The 17197-nt window shown below is 44.9% G+C and carries 13 protein-coding genes and 1 pseudogene; 11 read left to right on the top strand and 3 right to left on the bottom strand.

What is annotated here, in order from left to right; genetic code table 11:
* Window positions 1-39: 39 nt before the first annotated feature.
* Complete coding sequence (locus AB4583_RS04460; protein ID WP_017069226.1) at window positions 40-576, bottom strand: GNAT family N-acetyltransferase; 537 nt, start codon at window positions 574-576, stop codon at window positions 40-42.
* Between the two features lie 226 nt (window positions 577-802).
* Between AB4583_RS04460 and AB4583_RS04465 the strand changes: the two genes are divergently transcribed.
* Window positions 803-2068 (top strand): HD-GYP domain-containing protein, encoded by a 1266-nt coding sequence (locus AB4583_RS04465; protein ID WP_029235617.1) that lies wholly within the window; start codon window positions 803-805, stop codon window positions 2066-2068.
* 135 nt (window positions 2069-2203) lie between these two features.
* Here AB4583_RS04465 and AB4583_RS04470 read toward each other — a convergent pair.
* A pseudogene (locus AB4583_RS04470) lies at window positions 2204-2527 on the bottom strand (PTS sugar transporter subunit IIA); the annotation flags it as partial.
* Window positions 2528-2714: 187 nt separating this feature from the next.
* Here AB4583_RS04470 and AB4583_RS04475 point away from each other — a divergent pair.
* The 9 genes from AB4583_RS04475 (at window position 2715) to AB4583_RS04515 (ending at window position 14258) form a co-directional block, all read left to right on the top strand.
* A complete protein-coding gene (locus AB4583_RS04475) occupies window positions 2715-3335 on the top strand; it encodes a hypothetical protein (RefSeq protein WP_017060596.1) in 621 nt (206 codons plus the stop codon).
* A gap of 445 nt (window positions 3336-3780) precedes the next feature.
* On the top strand, window positions 3781-4989 hold the full coding sequence (locus tag AB4583_RS04480; protein ID WP_372051165.1) for a NupC/NupG family nucleoside CNT transporter: 1209 nt from the start codon (window positions 3781-3783) through the stop codon (window positions 4987-4989).
* Window positions 4990-5310: 321 nt separating this feature from the next.
* Window positions 5311-5580 carry a hypothetical protein gene (locus AB4583_RS04485; protein WP_017060599.1) on the top strand — a complete coding sequence of 90 codons (270 nt, stop codon included), beginning with the start codon at window positions 5311-5313 and terminating at the stop codon, window positions 5578-5580.
* Window positions 5581-5694: 114 nt separating this feature from the next.
* Window positions 5695-7128 carry a TolC family protein gene (locus tag AB4583_RS04490; RefSeq protein ID WP_372051164.1) on the top strand — a complete coding sequence of 478 codons (1434 nt, stop codon included), beginning with the start codon at window positions 5695-5697 and terminating at the stop codon, window positions 7126-7128.
* Window positions 7125-8354, top strand: a complete 1230-nt coding sequence (locus tag AB4583_RS04495) for an efflux RND transporter periplasmic adaptor subunit (protein WP_372116573.1) — start codon at window positions 7125-7127, stop codon at window positions 8352-8354. Before AB4583_RS04490 ends, AB4583_RS04495 begins: the two co-directional genes overlap by 4 nt.
* Window positions 8355-8356: 2 nt before the next feature.
* Window positions 8357-11545: an efflux RND transporter permease subunit gene (locus AB4583_RS04500; RefSeq protein WP_372116575.1), complete on the top strand. Its 3189-nt coding sequence runs from the start codon at window positions 8357-8359 to the stop codon at window positions 11543-11545.
* Window positions 11546-11680: 135 nt separating this feature from the next.
* On the top strand, window positions 11681-12391 hold the full coding sequence (locus AB4583_RS04505) for a response regulator transcription factor (RefSeq protein WP_372116577.1): 711 nt from the start codon (window positions 11681-11683) through the stop codon (window positions 12389-12391).
* The gene (locus AB4583_RS04510; protein WP_372051160.1) at window positions 12388-13641 is read left to right on the top strand and encodes a sensor histidine kinase; all 1254 of its coding nucleotides are present in this window, start codon (window positions 12388-12390) and stop codon (window positions 13639-13641) included. Before AB4583_RS04505 ends, AB4583_RS04510 begins: the two co-directional genes overlap by 4 nt.
* Window positions 13641-14258, top strand: a complete 618-nt coding sequence (locus AB4583_RS04515; protein ID WP_372116579.1) for a class I SAM-dependent methyltransferase — start codon at window positions 13641-13643, stop codon at window positions 14256-14258. Before AB4583_RS04510 ends, AB4583_RS04515 begins: the two co-directional genes overlap by 1 nt.
* A 144-nt stretch (window positions 14259-14402) precedes the next feature.
* On the opposite strand, the gene AB4583_RS04520 is transcribed toward AB4583_RS04515, so the two are convergent.
* Entirely contained in the window at window positions 14403-15545 is a 1143-nt protein-coding gene (locus AB4583_RS04520; protein WP_017060606.1) for a DUF3541 domain-containing protein, read from the bottom strand.
* A gap of 283 nt (window positions 15546-15828) precedes the next feature.
* Here AB4583_RS04520 and AB4583_RS04525 point away from each other — a divergent pair, with 283 nt between their 5' ends.
* The gene (locus AB4583_RS04525) at window positions 15829-17184 is read left to right on the top strand and encodes a diguanylate cyclase (protein ID WP_372116581.1); all 1356 of its coding nucleotides are present in this window, start codon (window positions 15829-15831) and stop codon (window positions 17182-17184) included.
* The last annotated feature ends 13 nt before the right edge of the window (window positions 17185-17197 follow it).

Here is a 17197-nt window from a genome sequence, read left to right on the forward strand (position 1 = left end):
GTTACTACTGCCTAGAGCCTAGAGCCTAGAGCCTAGAGCCTAGAGCTTAGAGCGATGAAGTCCATAAATAGCGTGGTCTACGATGCGGCCATTCAAATTCTCGTTACGAGTTATAATACCTTCTAACGTGAAATGTAAGCGCTCACAAACCTTGCGGCTGCTTTGGTTACCGGTTGCGGCTGATATCTCTACCTTTTCCATATCTAACTCATTGAAAGCAACATCAATCAGCTTCTGGACAACGCGCGTCACAATCCCCTTTCCTTGGTATGTCTCAGATAACCAATAACCTATGGTCACCTTTTGCTTATCATGATCAATGGTATTGAAACTGCAGTTACCGACGACCTTGTCTTGATACACGATTGCACAAGTCATGCTTTTACCTTCGGCATAATCGTGTAGCGAGCGTTGGATGAAGATCCTAAAGTCTTGCTCGGTTTTACAATGTGGCGGCCACACGAGCCATTGACTTAGGTACTCATTCTGGCTTTGTGAGATTTCCGCGTAGTGAGAAGCGAAGCTCTCTTCAACCAATGCGATGGAGAGTTCGTTGTCGATAACCGTTTTAAACATGTCTTTCCTTTTCTTAAGGCTGCTTATTTAAGCGAATCTTAGTCGGCAGGCTATAATGTCGCATGATTTTTAATATGCAACCATTTGTAGCACGGATTTTTCGTGAAACTTTGGTTCTATCACGAAACTCATTAAACCTTACAATAGTTGTGTATATAATCATTAGCTATGCATTAGTATTAGCGGCCTAAATATATAAAAAATATAAAAATGCTAGACTTAAATAATGAATCAACATTGCCAGGACGTGACCGTGGACTTAAGGAAGGCTCTATTCGGTATTGCTAAGGCGCTTGATAACGTCGGTTTCGAAAGTAAAAATCATGGACAGAGAGTGGGCTATATCGCGTATCGATGTGCTCTGAGTGTGGGGTGGGAAGAAGAGCAAGCGCAGCTCGCGTTTTCGTTAGGCTTGATTCACGACTGTGGTGTCTCGCAAATTGATGAACAGCTCAGTTTAACGTCTGGGTTTGTACCTGACTCAAGCTATCACCATTGTCAAAAGGGCTACCAAATCTTAAAAGAGTGCCCAGTTCTTTCTATATTTGCTAAGCCGGTTCTTTATCACCATACTCCGTGGTCTGAGCTAAGGGCTATTCATATCAGCGAGTTAGAAAGAGAACTAGCTGCCATCGTGATGCTTGCCGATAGAGTCGATTATCTATACGGCATAACCTCTTCTGATCGTTATGGAAACCTAACACCAGACGGCAAAGCGAGCATCATTGAACGTTTGACTGAACAAGCGGATGAGATGTTCGAAACCAACCTTGTGCAACACATGTGCGAGTTGGTTGATTTGGATGACTTCTGGTTTTCTATGGAGATTCCATACATCGAGAACATGAGGGATAACTTTGAACCTGTGCCATTTTTCTCCCAGCAAATGTCGCTGGATGAGACGGTGGCCTTTGCCGAGTTTATCGCCAATGTTGTTGATACCAAAAGTTCGTTTACCTTTAAGCACTCTTTAAAGGTTGGGCAGCTTTCAGAATACCTCGCCAAACAGCTGGGTTATTCCTACACCACTCAGCGCAAACTCTATCTGGCTGGGTTAGTCCATGATATCGGTAAACTGCAAACCCCTAATGACATTCTGCATAAGCCGGATTTACTCACTGAAGAAGAGTATTGCTGTATTAAACGCCATGCAACGGACACTCGATTCGCATTGCAGGAGTTGTTCAGTTCACCTCAGGTTTGTCAGTGGGCATCTAATCATCATGAAAGGTTAGATGGTTCGGGTTACCCAATGGGAAAAACGGCGGAAGAGTTGGATCAACCCAGTCGAATTGTTGCTGTGGTGGATGTGTTTCAAGCGCTAACTCAGTCTCGACCTTATCGTGGAGGCATGACGTTAGAAGAGACTCTCGCTATTTTGAGGGACCACGTTGATAACTTTAAGTTGGATCGAGAAGTGTTTGAGTGCCTTAATAAACACGCGCAATATTGCTTTGAATTATCGACAGACAAACGAATGTACGCGTTTTAACGCCACTGAATGCTTTCTAGGTGTGATGCCTTAACTCATATTCGATGAGAAATGACCAAGCACCAGAAACAGAAAAGCGATAGCCGAGGCTATCGCTTTTTTTAATGGGGGCTTATCAGGATTTTTAGATCGAGATTAGTATCGCTTTAAGATCTCGATGATCGCTTGCTCAGTTTCCGCTGCGATGATGGCATCAATGTCATTATCATTTTGGAACAACTCTGATAGCGCCATAATCGTATGGATGTGGCTATCTGAGTCCATCGCCGCCAGAGTAATCGAAAGGTAAACGTCACCGTTGTCTTCTGACTCTAAATCAACACCCTTTTTGAATACCGTTACTTGCAGTGATGCTTCGTTCACACCATCTTCAGGGCGAGCATGAGGCATCGCAATTTTTGGTGCCAGAACATAGTACGCGCCGATGTCCTTGTGCTTTTGCTTGATAGCTTGAACATAATCTGTTCATTTCATAACGTTCCGTTACAAACCCTTTTTATTGACTGATGACTCAATAAATTTAACCCGATGTGTGAGCGAATTTATATAAATAACAATTATGTAAAATATTGATTTTATGAATGTTTACTCATTAAGTCGATTTTTGTTAGAACAGCCTATTCAAAACAATAAGATAGGTAAATCTATGAAAAAACTCGTCAGTTTACTGCTCGCTGCAGTATCGTTAGGGCTTTCTGGTTGTGCAACGGTATTAACAGCAGAACAAAGTGCGCCTCAACTCAATGAAGTTCCACAGGAAAAAGCGTTGACCGTCGCTGTAATCGATAAGAGACCATACGTTCTCGATCATGATAAAGAGCCAAAATTTGAGGGAATTATTCGCAGTTCGTTAGGTATTCCTTATACCTACAACACGGCGACACAGCAGCCAATGTCTCAATTTTTGACTGACAGATTGGTCGCAGGCTTGAAAAAACAGCAAGTAGCTGTTGAGTCGGTTGAGACGACGCCTGAAGAGGATATCACCAAGGTTGCTGAGCAGATGAAAGCATTCGACAACAAATCGATGATGTTTGTCTTGAATGAGTGGAAGTATGACTTCCACGCATTTACGGATAACTCTTGGTACAACGTTAATGTGATTATCTATGATGAAGCTGGTAATAAGCTACTCAGCAAAAATTTCCAAGGCGAGAATGATGTACCTGATGGTGGTGCAATCATCAATGAGATGCAACTGATCTACAAACAGCGTTTTGAAGAGATATTCCGAGATGCTGAAGTGAAAAGTGCCCTGCTAAACTAGTTATTCCCACTTTGATCTCATATTTTGAAAAAGCCACACTCTGTGGCTTTTTATTTTAATGATGGTTTTTTTTGCATTATTTCTTGCTGGAAAAATTAATTATTGCGAGAAGTAGTTCGATTTGTACGCTTTATGACCGCGCGATCGTTTGCGTTAAAAAATGTGATGAAAGTCTCACTTAACTGTTTATACTTCTCTTCCGGTTTTAAGCCGGTGCTTAGCCAATACAAGCCGTCACATGGATATGTGAATGACCCCACGGACCGGACCAGCTACGTTCCACTGCTTGTATAAGGTGATTTTTTACATGAACAACTCGTTGTTACATTCGCTAACCCTGTTAGCTCCTTCATCGCGTAGCGTTTTGCTTGCGGTTCTTTGTCCTGTTCCTTTGATGTCATTTGCTTGGCTCATGTTCACTCTTTAAGGATTACTAGGACACATTATGAATATTCTATTTGGTTTTGTCGGTGTTCTTGCACTGATTGCTTGCGCGTACCTGTTATCTGAAAGTCGTTCTTCAATTAAATGGAAAACGGTCTCTCGTGCACTATTACTTCAAATCGGTTTTGCAGCCTTAGTATTGTATTTCCCTTGGGGACAACTGGCGTTAACAAGCCTAAGCAATGGCGTTTCGAGTTTGCTTGGTTTTGCAGACGTTGGTATCGCTTTCCTATTTGGTGATCTGGCTACTGAAGGCTTCATTTTCGCGGTTCGCGTACTTCCAATCATTATCTTCTTCAGTGCTTTGATCTCTGCGCTCTATTATTTAGGCGTTATGCAGAAAGTGATTCAAATCTTGGGCGGAGCGGTGCAAAAACTGCTGGGTACAAGTAAAGCTGAATCTCTGGTTGCTACAGGTAATATCTTCCTTTCTCAGGGTGAGTCTCCTCTTCTAATTCGTCCCTTTTTAAAGTCTATGACTCGTTCGGAACTGTTTGCTGTCATGGCAGGTGGTATGGCGTCGGTAGCGGGTAGTGTACTTGGTGGTTATGCTGGCCTGGGTGTTGAGCTTAAATACCTAATCGCTGCAAGCTTTATGGCGGCTCCGGGTAGCCTGTTAATGGCGAAGATCATCGTTCCTGAGCGCAGCACACCAAGTGATTACGACGATATCGAACTAGATAAAGCTGACCAAAGCAACGTGATTGATGCATTGGCAAGCGGTGCGATGAACGGTATGAAGGTTGCGGTAGCGGTTGGTACTATGTTGGTTGCATTCGTGAGTGTGATTGCGATGGTCAACACTGGCCTAGAAAGCCTAGGTGAAACGTTCGGTTTTGCGGGTATTACGCTACAAGCTATCTTTGGTTACCTGTTCTCGCCTCTTGCATGGCTGATCGGTATCCCAAGTGACGAAGTATTGATGGCGGGTTCTTACATCGGTCAGAAGATCGTTATGAACGAGTTTGTTGCTTTCATCGACTTCGTTGAGAACAAAGCTCTGTTATCTGAACACAGCCAAGTGATCGTGACTTTTGCTCTATGTGGCTTTGCTAACATTGGTTCTATCGCGATTCAGTTAGGTTCAATCGGTGTTATGGCACCAGAGCGCCGTGCTGAAGTTGCAAACTTAGGTTTGAAAGCTGTAGCTGCTGGTACGCTAGCAAACCTAATGAGTGCATGCTTAGCGGGTATTTTCATCCTGCTTTAAGCTATATTCAGTTAAAGCGGACACTTTACTTACGGAGTTAACGTAAGGAGGGTGTCCGCTTTTTTGTGCCTGTTAATCAGGCGAAATCAGGTTTTGGCCGTCGACTGTGATTTGTCTATCGTGAGTAAAAGCTCACTCGGAAGAGTAATAGAGCCAGTTCCTTTTATCCGATATACTTGAATATCATCAGGTTGCGATTAATAACATTCGGCTTCGATTAAGAACATTCGATTTCGATTGAGAATATTCGGTTCCGACTAAGCATATCCGCTTTCGATTAGGAACAATGGCAACCAAGCTAAATTAATCAAGGGTCTCTCCATGAACATTCGCGTTCTCATCGGTCTTATTGTTACCTTCATTGGCTTGTTTGCGATGGTTTACCTAATTGCTGGCGGCGCTCAGTTTCCTATTTACCAGTGGCCAAAAGAGGCTTATCTCGGTTTGGTGTTCAGCGTGGTGTGGGGGGCTGGTGTCGCAGCGTCTGTAGCGTATTTCTTCTCGGCATTGGTGTTTGTTACTGTCGCCGTGGTTTGCTATGCGATCGGTTATAAAATCGGTGGGCTCTTTTCAAGCAAGTCAGAAGCGTAAAGCTGAAGTTTAAACGTACGCTTTTTGTATTTTCTTTTGGGGTTAACGTTCGCCTTAACCCTCTCTTAACCCCCAGCTCGTTATCTTGTCTCCATTCTTACAGGAGACAAGAAGATGAAATTGAATCTTCCTTTAAAACATTCCCTTATTTCACTTGCTCTAATCGGATTGATGGGTTGCACGACAACCAGTCAGGCCGACTATGTTTCACTCGCTGAGCAAAGCACTAATCAGACACAACAAAGCTTACTCGCAGAGCTGATTCAACAGGCTTCTAGTGATCAAGCGTCGACTCAACAAGATCGAGACGCTGAAAACCTACAACTGACCGATTTAGTGAATGCACCGGAGCTCGATCTCTATATCGAGCGCGCTCTGCAGAACAGCCCAAGCCTCCAACAAAGCATTACAGCACTCAAAATAGCTTATGCGCAGCAAGGTGTAACTTCAGGTGATCGCTTACCAACCGTCGATGCGAGCTTTTCTGGTCAAGCTGACGAAGGCACTAACGGCTCAAGCACTACTGAAACCTACACCACTGATGTCACGGTTGGTTGGGAGCTCGATCTATGGCAGAAGCTTGCAGACACAAACAACGCCGCTTTGAAAGACATTGCGACGTCTCAGGCTAACCTTCAGGGCGCTCAAGATCTTTTGGTCGCGAGTGTGATGAGAGGTTGGCTTGATATCAGTTTGAAGCAACAGCTTGTTGATATTGAAACGCAGCGTTTGGTGATTCTAGAAAACAATGAAGAACTTGTTTTAGAACGTTATCGAGCAGGGCTAGGTAGCCTTGAAGATCTAGATAATGCAAAAACCAGCAGCGCATCGACTCAAGCAACCTTAGCTGATTACCGTGAGCAGCTTGCACAAAGTCGACGTGAGTTGGTTTTGTTAACAGGGCAATGGAGTGGTGAGTCTGATGAGCTATCCCTTGCTGAGCTCGGTTCATTCCCAACCATCATTAATCCGCTAGAAAACATGCCGACACAAGATCTAGCAGGTCGTCCCGATCTTCAAGCCGCTTTCTTTAATATCGAAGCAGAAACATTGCGTGCTGACGCGGCGTACAAAGCGATGCTGCCATCTATCAGCTTATCTGCCAGCCTAACCGATATGGCGGATTCTCCGAGCGAAGCTCTGCTTACCGGGCCTTTGTGGAGTGCGCTTGGCCAAGTGTCAGCACCACTGTTTCAAGGTGGCAAGCTAAAAGCACAGGCAGAAATTGCTGCCCTAACCACAGAAACCAGCTACTGGGCTTACCAAGAAACACTGCTCAATGCGGTGAATGAAGTGGAAAACGCAATGGGGCAAGAGTCCTCATTAACGCTTCAACAGCAACACCTAACGAACGCCTTGGTAAGCGCACAACGCAGCTTCACTAGCTATGAAGAGAAATACCGTCAGGGCTTGGTCGACATTTTTGATCTACTTACTGTTCAGCAGCAAACCTATGACCTTGAAGCGCAGTTAACACAAACCATTTATAACCGTCTCGTAAACCGAATTGATTTAGGCCTAGCTCTGGGCTTGGGAGTATCTTCATGAAACTGAACACCATCACAATTGCAATCACCTTAGTTGCTGGTTCAAGCATTTTTGCTGCCCTTGCTTACAATGGTTCACAAGTGGCTCCTGCTCCTCAAAAGACGAATGAACTAACGGTTTCAGAACCTCAAGCTACGCCTATTCAAACCAAGTCTATTGATACGACGACCTTACCTGCTTCACAACAACAGCAAGTGTCTGTGGTACTTGCCACTCTCGGTGACTACCAAGCAGAAGTGGTGGGTTATGGCGAAGCGAAGTCGCGTTACGAATTGATGTTTTCAACGGAAGTTGGCGGTCGAGTAGAAACAATAAGTTCACAGTTTGAAACTGGGCAAGTGATAAGCCAAGGCGAAGTGATCGCCAATATCGATTCGACCAGTTACCAACAAGCGGTGACGCAAGCAAAGGCGAATGTTGCTCAAGCTCAACTGGATTTATTGGAAGAACAGAGGCAAGGCGAACAAGCTAAGTCTGAATGGCAACGTTCTGGTTTGTCTGGCGAGCCGGATTCACCTTTGGTGTTGCGTGAACCACAACTGGCACAAGTAACAGCAGCCTTGGAGAACGCCAAGCTAGAGTTGGTAAAGGCTGAGCAAGACCTCGAAAAAACAACCTTGGTTGCCCCTTTTGATTCGTTGGTCGTGAGCCGTGATGTTCAACCGGGAAGCTACGCACAAACGGGCGCTCAGATAGCCACGTTATACAGCGTTGATGAGGTTGAGGTCTCTGTTCCTTTGTCTGAAAGCCAATGGTTGAGCTTACCCAACAGCGATAACTCGCAATTGAAAGAGCAGTCGTGGCCAGTGACTCTGTCGAGTTCTGATGGTCAATACCAGTGGCAAGGTTATGTTGAGCGAGTAGAGCAGCATTTACAACAAGACACGCGTCAACGTTCATTGATCGTTAAAGTCGATAATCCTTTGGAGCAAGAGAAAGATCTTTATCCAGGCACATTCGTACAAGCAACGATTTCAGGCAAGCAACTAACTCAATTGTGGGAGCTTCCGGCTTCTGCACTTTCGCAACAAGGTGACCTGTGGTTTGTGGATGATAGCGGTCAACTTTCGAAATCAAACGCGAATGTTGAATTTGAAAAGGGTGGTTTGATTTATATCGACCCTACCAAACTGGGCGTGGAAATTGGTGACAGTGTACAAGTGGTTAAGCGTCCGTTAAGCAGCTTTAAAGCGGGCATGGTCGTTCTGGCTAAGGCGGAGGGTTAGTCATGTCTCATGAGTTGAAACCGAATAACCAAGCGGACAGTAACCAGAAGCCAACTAAACCACACACTGGCGCAATCGCATGGTTCGCGAATAACTCTGTAGCGGCGAATTTGTTGTTAGTGGGCGTGATCATCATCGGTCTTTTATCGCTTAACACGCTACGTAAAGAAGCATTTCCAAGCCTTGAACCCGATGTGGTAACTGTATCTGTGACCTATGACAGTGGTGACCCTATTCAGGCGGAAGAAGGCCTAGCGATTAAGATTGAAGATGCGTTAGAAACCGTACCAGGCATTAAGCGTATTACGTCAACGTCTGATGCGAATGGCAGCCATGTTTCGATCGAAAAAACCAGCACTTACGATCTTGATACCCTATTAGCCGACGTAAAAACCAAGGTAGATGCGATCAATAACCTGCCTTCTGGCGCTGATAATCCTGTGATTGATAAAGCTCGCATGCAAGATCATGCCTTATGGGTACAGCTTTATGGGGATGCAGACAGAGCAACGCTGCAGAGCTTAGCCGAGCAATTGAAATCAGATCTACTGAGCCAGTCATCCATTCGTGATTTGGAAATCAAAGCCAAAGCCGATCCTATGATCTCGGTTGAGGTTGATGAGAACAAGCTACAGGCTTACGGCTTAACTCTGACTGACGTTTCTGAAGCGATCAATGCGGAATCTTCTGCGGCTATCTCGACTAGCCTTCGCAATGGCGAAAAAACGGTTCGTTTGAAGGTTTCTGAACAGGCGTATGAGATCCAAGATTTCAATGCGATTCCGGTGATGACGACGACTGACGGTACGCAAATTACCTTGGGTGATATTGCCAATGTAGAAGACATGTTTGCCGACGACACTTTCATGCTGTCTCGCTATAACCAACAGAATGCGATGGCAATTCAGATCGTGATGGATGAATACGGAGACGTCGTCAGCATTGTTGAACAAGCAGAGAAAGTGGTAGAACGCTGGGAAAACAGCAACATGCTGCCGAGCGATGTCGAAATCGAAACTTGGTACGACAAAAGTACCATGATCAAAGACCGCTTAAGCCTATTGATGAAGAACGCGCTCACCGGTATTGCATTGGTGTTCATGGTGTTAGCGGTATTCTTAAACGTGCGTGTCGCTTTCTGGGTAGCAGCTGGCTTACCGTTTGTCTTTTTTGGCACCATGTTCTTCATGACAGATACCTTCATGGGGTTAACCATCAATGAAATGACCACCTTTGGTTTCATTATGGCGCTCGGGATAGTAGTCGATGATGCGGTGGTGGTTGGGGAAAGTATCTATTCCACGCGCAAAGAAGAAGGCGATTCGATAGGCAGTACTATACGAGGCACCATGAAGGTGGCATCACCGACTATATTTGGTGTGTTAACGACAGTTGTTGCCTTCTTAGCGTTAGCGAATGTTGACGGTAAAATGGGGCAAATTTACGCTCAATTCGGCACGGTCGTGATTATCTGTTTGTTGCTGTCTTTAGTTGAGTCTAAGTTCATTCTGCCATCGCACCTTGCTCATATTAATACTAAGCGTAGTGAGAAGAAGGGGCTGTGGGCTCGCGTTCAACATGCTGCCGATACTGGGCTAGGTTGGTTTAATAAGCGTATCTACTGCCCCGTAATTGAATGGGCGTTGAAACTGCGTTATGCGGTAGTGATGGTTTTCTTGTCATTGCTTATTTTAGTTGCTGGGTTACCAATGACGGGGGCGGTTCGTGTAGCGTTCTTCCCTGATATGCCGGGCGATACGGTAACTGCCGATATGTCGATGCAAAACGATGCGAGCTTTGGTCAAACACAACAAAACTTGTTGGTGCTTGAAGCGGCGGCAACCCAAACGGATGAAACTCTGAGAGCGCAATACGGTGCTCAAGATGAAGCATCTGAACTGCTGAGTCTTCAAGTTATCGCGGATGCTGATGACTCTGGTCAAGTTAAAATTGAATTGGACAGCGACAGTGTCTACACATCGAATGAGTTTGCTGATGCTTGGCAAGAGGCTGTTGGCCAGATGGAAGGGGTTAAGAAGCTCAAAGTCTTGTCTAAAATGGAGATGGTCGACAACTTCAAAGTAGAATTGAAAGCGTGGAACGAAGAATCAGTGACTGCGGCGGGTAATGAGTTCTTAACCAAGCTGCAAGCGATTGAAGGTGTGAGTGGTATTGACCATAACTTGGATCTTGGTGAGCCTCAGTATCGTTTTGAATTAACACAGCAAGGCCGTGCGTTAGGCTTTGATACTGCAAGTCTTTCACAGCAAGTATTGCAAGCGTTTGGTGGTGATATTGTTCAGCAGTTCCAACGTGGTAAGGATGAGGTAAAAGTCCGTGTGCGCTACCCAGAATCGGATCGCCAAACCATTGCGGATATCAAGCAATCGAGCGTGAGAACCAACGACGGTACCGTGGTGCCTTTGAGCACCGTTGCTGAAGTATATTCTGATTACCAAGTATCAGAGATCACACGTATTGATAGCCAACGAGCGGTGTACATCAGTGCAGTATTAGATAAAGACGTGGTTGCACCTGCTGAGCTTGTTCATCAGTTGCAAGACACATTAGTACCCGATTTAGAAGCGCAATACCCGGGATTAACGGTCGACTTTGCTGGCGAAACGGAAGAACAAGAAGAGACGGCTAGTTCAATGATGAGTATGTTCATACTTGCCATGATAGCGATTTATACGCTGCTTGCTATCCCGCTGAAGTCTTACATTCAACCTGTGATCATCATGACAGCGATTCCATTTGGCATTGTTGGGGCAATCTTAGGGCACTGGTGGAATGACTTAACAATCAGTATCCTATCGTTAAACGGTACCCTTGCGTTGAGCGGTGTGGTGGTGAACGACAGCTTGTTGTTGGTTTCTCGTTTTAACGAGCTAATCAAAGAGAAAGGTAAGTCGGTTCACGATGCGATTGTTGAAGCGTGTTCTGGTCGACTAAGAGCCGTGTTACTCACATCGGTCACCACGTTCGCAGGTTTGATGCCACTATTAAGTGAAACGTCTCTGCAGGCTCAGTTCCTGATCCCTGCGGCAGCGGCGCTAGGCTACGGTATTTTGTTTGCGACGTTTATTACACTGATTCTAACGCCAGCATTGTTAATGATTCAGTGTGAGATTAAGTCTCTGATTCTTAAAATCACAAATCGCGTCAAAGGCATTGAACAAACAGCTTAACAATGGCTAAGCTAATGATATCTAGGCTGATGATTGCCGAGCGAGGCTCAGCAACTTCGGTCTAGGTTCATTACCGAACAAGATATTAAAGATCACTATAAAGCTACACTACAACTAACAATAGAGGTCGTCACGATGGCAGAATCCGTCACTAATAAATTCACAGATAAGCTTCAATTGCTTTTGGTTGAAGACGACCTCGATTTAGCCACTGCGGTTATTGATTACCTCGATTTAGAAGATATCCAGTGCGATCATGCAGCGAATGGTTTAGCTGGACTCAACCTCATCGAAACCAACCGCTATGACGCGGTAATTCTCGATCTCAATTTGCCTAAAATGAACGGCTTGCAGGTATGTGAGAATCTCAGAGCGCAGGGCATTGATACACCCGTTTTGATGCTCACTGCACGTGATACGCTTGATGATAAGCTGACAGGCTTTTCAAAAGGGGCCGATGATTACCTGGTGAAACCTTTTGCAATGGAAGAGTTGATTGTTCGAGTGCAAGTGTTGGCGAAGCGACGCAGTGGTCAGGTTCGCCGCTTGTCGGTAAGCGATTTGGAAATCGATCTCAAACAGCATCAAGCCTATCGCGATAATTCCCCTTTAAAGCTTTCGCCTACCGCACTCAAAATACTGGAAATCTTGATGCGTTCTAGCCCTAATCCTGTTTCTCGTGAGACCATTATGCAGGGCGTGTGGGGCGACGATCAACCAGACAGTAATAGCTTAAAAGTGCATATCTTCAATCTGCGTAAACAAGTCGATGCTGAACAAGACAATAAGCTGCTGCATACCATTGCGGGTAAAGGTTTTGCGATTAAGGAGTTACGACAAGAATGAAGATCCGACCAAGTCTAAGGATCTACGTTTTATTGGCGATTCTGGTTACAGGTGTGACGACGATTCTGGTTCTTTCTGCCTTGAGCGTAAATTACTTTGTCTCTGGGATGGATATCGCTATGCGTGGCTCTATGATTGCCCAAGCGCAACAAGATGCGGTAAAGCCGGGTAAGCCTATGACCAATCAAGAATTTACGGTGGCGACCCAATGGACCGACTTGCCACAAAGTATTCAGAACAACCTTAACCAGAACGAACTGCAATTCAACCGCATGACCAAAATAATCATTGGCAAATCTATATTCTCACCTCCCGAGAAAGGCTATTTCGCCATGAAGGTGATGAAAGGTAATGAGGTTCGTTATGTTTCTGCGGTGTTTGCTCAAAAACATGACCCTTTCATTAATGATGAAGGGCTTCCGCACTTTATCACGATTCTTTTGACCGCACTGGGTGCGATCGTACTGTTTTTCGTTATCTTGGTTTTGGTGTTACGTAAGGTGGCATCGCCTGTTGAGCAGCTAAAGAACTGGGCCAAATCGCTAGATAAAGATAACCTCAGTGAACCGACACCTGATTTTCACTTCAGTGAACTGAACACCTTGGCTAACATCATTCGTGATAGTTTGAGTTCGGTTCAAAACAGCTTAGAACGAGAGCAGAAATTTTTGGGTTACGCGAGCCACGAATTACGTACTCCTATTGCGGTCACAAGAACAAATAGTGAATTGCTAGAGAAGTTGATTCAAAAGGGAAAGAGCCCAGAAAAGCAGCTTGAAGTCATTGATCGAATCAAGCGCGCGGGTTTCACCATGACAGATCTGACAGAAACCTTGTTGTGGCTTACCCGACAACAAGACAAAGATCTGCCTCTAGAAAACATACATCTCGGTGAACTGCTGCAACAAATAAACCACGATTTAAGCTATCTATTGAATGGCAAAGCCGTGGCTGTGAATCTTGAACGCGACGACACACAATGTCAGTTGCCAGTCGGACTCACTCGCATAGTGCTGACCAATTTGATTCGCAATGCTTTCCAACACACAGGAAGCGGTACCGTGGGCATCGTTCAGGTAGGCTCGAAAGTCACCATTGTTAATCACAACACTGACGGCACGATAGAAGACAATCATTTGGGCTTTGGTCTAGGGTTAGAGCTCACCGAAAAGCTGCTCGCGCAATATCAATGGCAATACCATAACCAAGAGCTGGCTGGTGGTCGTGAAGTGTGGGTGGATTTCTCGTAATGCACTGGCTCGATCGTTGGAAGGTGTATCGCTATCATCGAAAGCAGACAAACCGCTCGAATGGCGACAAGGCTAAAGCTTTAGGTTGGACTAGCGAAGAGAGCCAGTTGTGTCGCTTTGAAGTGATCGCTCGTGCAGCGGACTTCGAAAAGAAGAGTGTTTTAGATTTGGGTTGCGGCTATGGCGAGCTGTTTGAGCTGCTCGACAGCATCTATCGCATTCAATCTTATACCGGCGTTGACCAACACGCAGGCTTTCTTAAGAAGGCAAAGCAAAACTATACAGAAGATCGTTGTCGGTTTTTGTCGGGTGATATGAGCAAAATGAAACTTGAGGCGCACGACATTGTCATCGCGAGTGGTTCACTGAACTATGTCTCTCGTGATTCTGATTATCTGACAAACATGATTACTCGCATGTATGAATTGGCGAATCAGACGGTGATTTTTAATCTTCTCAATTCAAGCCAACATCCTTCACGTAATACCTTGATGAGTTATCACCCTCAAGGTGTCTATCGTTTCTGTAAAACGCTCTGCGATGATGTCTCTTTAACGGAGGGCTACGCAGAAGGGGATTTTACGATAGTGATGAACAAAGCCGTGTCAGGAGCTTGATGTCGTCTTTGTTTTTATCTTTACGCAGGTTTTGATATTAACAACTTTTGATACGAGTACTGACGTAGTAAACAGCAAAAAGCCGCAGCCTTGAAAGGTATGAGGCTTTTTGGGTTCTATGATGAACCTAGGCTAGGTATGTTGCTAGTTCTTCGGTGGTTGGTTTTTAATGAGTCCGTAAGGGATGTTAGTAAACACCTTAGGGTTGCCTTCATAAGTCGGCGCTTCATTCACTTGCTGCCAATCGAGTAGCATGATTGCTAATACGTTGCGGTGTTCACCGTACTCAAGGTCAAAATCGCCAGTAATTGAAGGGATCATGCCTTGTTTCTCATCGATTGAAGCTTGAATCGCGAGTCGAGTTTTCTCTAGAACTGGGTCATCTTCTAAACCTGCCAATAAGAAGGTTAATCCAACCTCAGCAATCACATCTTCTTTCGCACGCAGCAGAATCGTATCGATGTTTTCTCTAAAGTAATCGTAGATCCATTGATGGTCTTGTTCGCTTACTTGATGTTGGTAATATTCTGAGTCGCCGAAGATGACGTGTGTCATACCATAGATCTTATTGCCGAATTGCTGGCTTGAGAGTTTTTTGTCTTTATCGTCTGGATACGCTTTTTTGAAGGTATCGACAAACTCATCAACGACATCCTGCTCACCCAGTTGGCGCAACCAGTAAACCTGATTCGCTAATTGAGCGGCCCACGCTTTCACCATGTCTTCATTGGTCACGTATCGTGAGAAGTCATAGCGACGAATGATTTCGCGTAGCTTGGCATCGTTCTTGTGTTCTAAACCGTATTCGTTAGCACGAGCCATAGAGCCTAGAAGGTCAACACCAAGGTAAAGGTATTCAGGCATGTGCTTGGTGATGTTGTAGCGTCGAATACTGCGCTCATCGTTATCACCAATATAAGATGCAACTCGCTTCTCTGAGTAGAGTACGATTTGTTCCATGGTTTGAACGTCATTCGACAGGGTGCTGAGCTTGCTTGCCACTCGAGCCATGTCGCTCCACACCGCCGCTGAATACTTATCGTCTAATGTTTGACGATACATGCGCAGCCCGTAGTGACCTTCTTTGAATGCAGGCAGGGTGTAAAGCTGGCTTTCGTAGGTGGTGCGAATTAGGTCTGCAGATTGCTTGAAAGATTGTTCTTGAGAATTGAGCGAATCTGCTTGGGATTGAACGTTCACTGCGGTTGGCGCTTGAACGTTTTCTTGTGCGTGAACGGCAACCGAGGCTGATAGCAATGTACACAGTGTGATAGTTTTTAACTTCATGTCGTGAGGTACCAAGCTGATTATTAGTCTATGTAAAATAACATTGATGAATCCTTCAATGTAAGCGTTGAGTCAATACAATGTAAGCTTTATAAGGTTCACTAACCCTTTTTGATTAAACCATTCGTTTAGTAAAGAAGTTTGAAGTGATGGATCACTCAATATTTGATAGATAGTCGACGTCAGTATGGATTTTTAATGACTTAGCGGCATACTGGGGCAATAAGCCAGAAATGAGCCGTTATAAGGCAGTATATAGAACAATAGTGTTAGAGGTTCGTAAATGCCAAGTGGTTCTAGCAAGCAGTGGTCTGCCAGAGTAGTATCTTTTCTTTTTTTCCTTGCGATAGTAAGCGCAATTGAGTTCTTTCATGCCAAGCAATTAACTTTTCTTAAAAACGAATCGTATTCAGAGGCAAAAAAGCAACTATCCATTATTCGTTCTCGGATTGAAGCCGCGATCGTGTCAGATATGTATATCCTCAATAATTTCTCGACCTTAGTGACCATCAACCCCAATGGTGAGGTGAAAAATTGGGATAAGATTGCTGAGAATATCATTCAAGATGGCTTCCATATTCGACTTATCGGACTCGCCAAAGACGACATTCTAAACTTTGTTTACCCGATGGAAGGTAATGAGCAGATTCTCGGTATTAATTATCGTGATCACCCAAATCAATGGGAGTCTGTTGAGATAGCCCGTAATCTTGGCAACACCTTTATTGCCGGTCCTTTTGAGCTGTTTCAAGGTGGACAAGCCCTCATTGCACGCACTCCGATCTTCCGAGACCCGCCTTTCAATCAAGATTACTGGGGTGTCTCCAGTGCTGTTATCGGTTTAGATGAGCTGTTTGAAGATGTTGGAATCGGCAAGATAGAGAACAAGTATGAATTAGCAATTCGTGGTGCAAACAGTTCAGGGAAAGATGGCGCTGTCTTTTATGGCACTCAGGATGTGTTCGATAATGCGTTTGCCACTGAACAGGTGAGTTTTCCATACGGGGGTTGGTACCTTGCTCTCTCCGGTAACGAACATGTATTGATGGATGAGCCTTGGTATCGCATCCAAGCGGTAAGGCTGGTGGGCTACTCCATAATATTAGTGCTGGCGTTTGCTTTCTTTACTATTTATCGCCTTTACCGCATTGCAGATAGCCGCTCTATGCATGATGAGTTAACGATGTTGCCGAATCGTCGATACTTCATGTATAGCCTCAAGCAGGCCTTCAAAACCACTCAAAAACAGAGAGCGAGAACCTTTGCTGTTGTAAATATCGACCTCGATGGGTTTAAAGCAATCAACGACACTTATGGTCACGCGGCAGGCGATCAGGTATTGATCGAGTGTGCTAACCGCATAAGAAGTGAGCTGCGTGTTTCAGATATCGTTGCAAGGATAGGCGGTGATGAGTTCTTGGTCTTGTTGCCACGCATCATCGATGATCAACACGTATCTTCAATCGTGACTAAACTACGAAAGGCGATATGCTCGGCGCCAGTTGTGTACGAAGCGCACTCTATTTATCTCAGAATCAGTGTGGGTTGGGTTATTCACAATAGTAACTACAATGATGTCGATGCGCTCTTGAAAGCCGCTGATGAAAAAATGTACGAACAGAAGCGACAAGTTATCTAGGTTGAATTTTAGC

The organism is Vibrio sp. 10N.222.49.C12 (genome assembly GCF_041475025.1).
Classification (GTDB): Bacteria; Pseudomonadota; Gammaproteobacteria; order Enterobacterales; family Vibrionaceae; genus Vibrio; species Vibrio crassostreae_C.

What these genes read in the sequence shown, in the direction of transcription:
- AB4583_RS04460 (WP_017069226.1), bottom strand. Translation starts at nt 576, where the DNA reads ATGTTTAAAACGGTTATCGACAACGAACTCTCCATCGCATTGGTTGAA.
- AB4583_RS04465 (WP_029235617.1), top strand. Translation starts at nt 803, where the DNA reads ATGAATCAACATTGCCAGGACGTGACCGTGGACTTAAGGAAGGCTCTA.
- AB4583_RS04475 (WP_017060596.1), top strand. Translation starts at nt 2,715, where the DNA reads ATGAAAAAACTCGTCAGTTTACTGCTCGCTGCAGTATCGTTAGGGCTT.
- AB4583_RS04480 (WP_372051165.1), top strand. Translation starts at nt 3,781, where the DNA reads ATGAATATTCTATTTGGTTTTGTCGGTGTTCTTGCACTGATTGCTTGC.
- AB4583_RS04485 (WP_017060599.1), top strand. Translation starts at nt 5,311, where the DNA reads ATGAACATTCGCGTTCTCATCGGTCTTATTGTTACCTTCATTGGCTTG.
- AB4583_RS04490 (WP_372051164.1), top strand. Translation starts at nt 5,695, where the DNA reads ATGAAATTGAATCTTCCTTTAAAACATTCCCTTATTTCACTTGCTCTA.
- AB4583_RS04495 (WP_372116573.1), top strand. Translation starts at nt 7,125, where the DNA reads ATGAAACTGAACACCATCACAATTGCAATCACCTTAGTTGCTGGTTCA.
- AB4583_RS04500 (WP_372116575.1), top strand. Translation starts at nt 8,357, where the DNA reads ATGTCTCATGAGTTGAAACCGAATAACCAAGCGGACAGTAACCAGAAG.
- AB4583_RS04505 (WP_372116577.1), top strand. Translation starts at nt 11,681, where the DNA reads ATGGCAGAATCCGTCACTAATAAATTCACAGATAAGCTTCAATTGCTT.
- AB4583_RS04510 (WP_372051160.1), top strand. Translation starts at nt 12,388, where the DNA reads ATGAAGATCCGACCAAGTCTAAGGATCTACGTTTTATTGGCGATTCTG.
- AB4583_RS04515 (WP_372116579.1), top strand. Translation starts at nt 13,641, where the DNA reads ATGCACTGGCTCGATCGTTGGAAGGTGTATCGCTATCATCGAAAGCAG.
- AB4583_RS04520 (WP_017060606.1), bottom strand. Translation starts at nt 15,545, where the DNA reads ATGAAGTTAAAAACTATCACACTGTGTACATTGCTATCAGCCTCGGTT.
- AB4583_RS04525 (WP_372116581.1), top strand. Translation starts at nt 15,829, where the DNA reads ATGCCAAGTGGTTCTAGCAAGCAGTGGTCTGCCAGAGTAGTATCTTTT.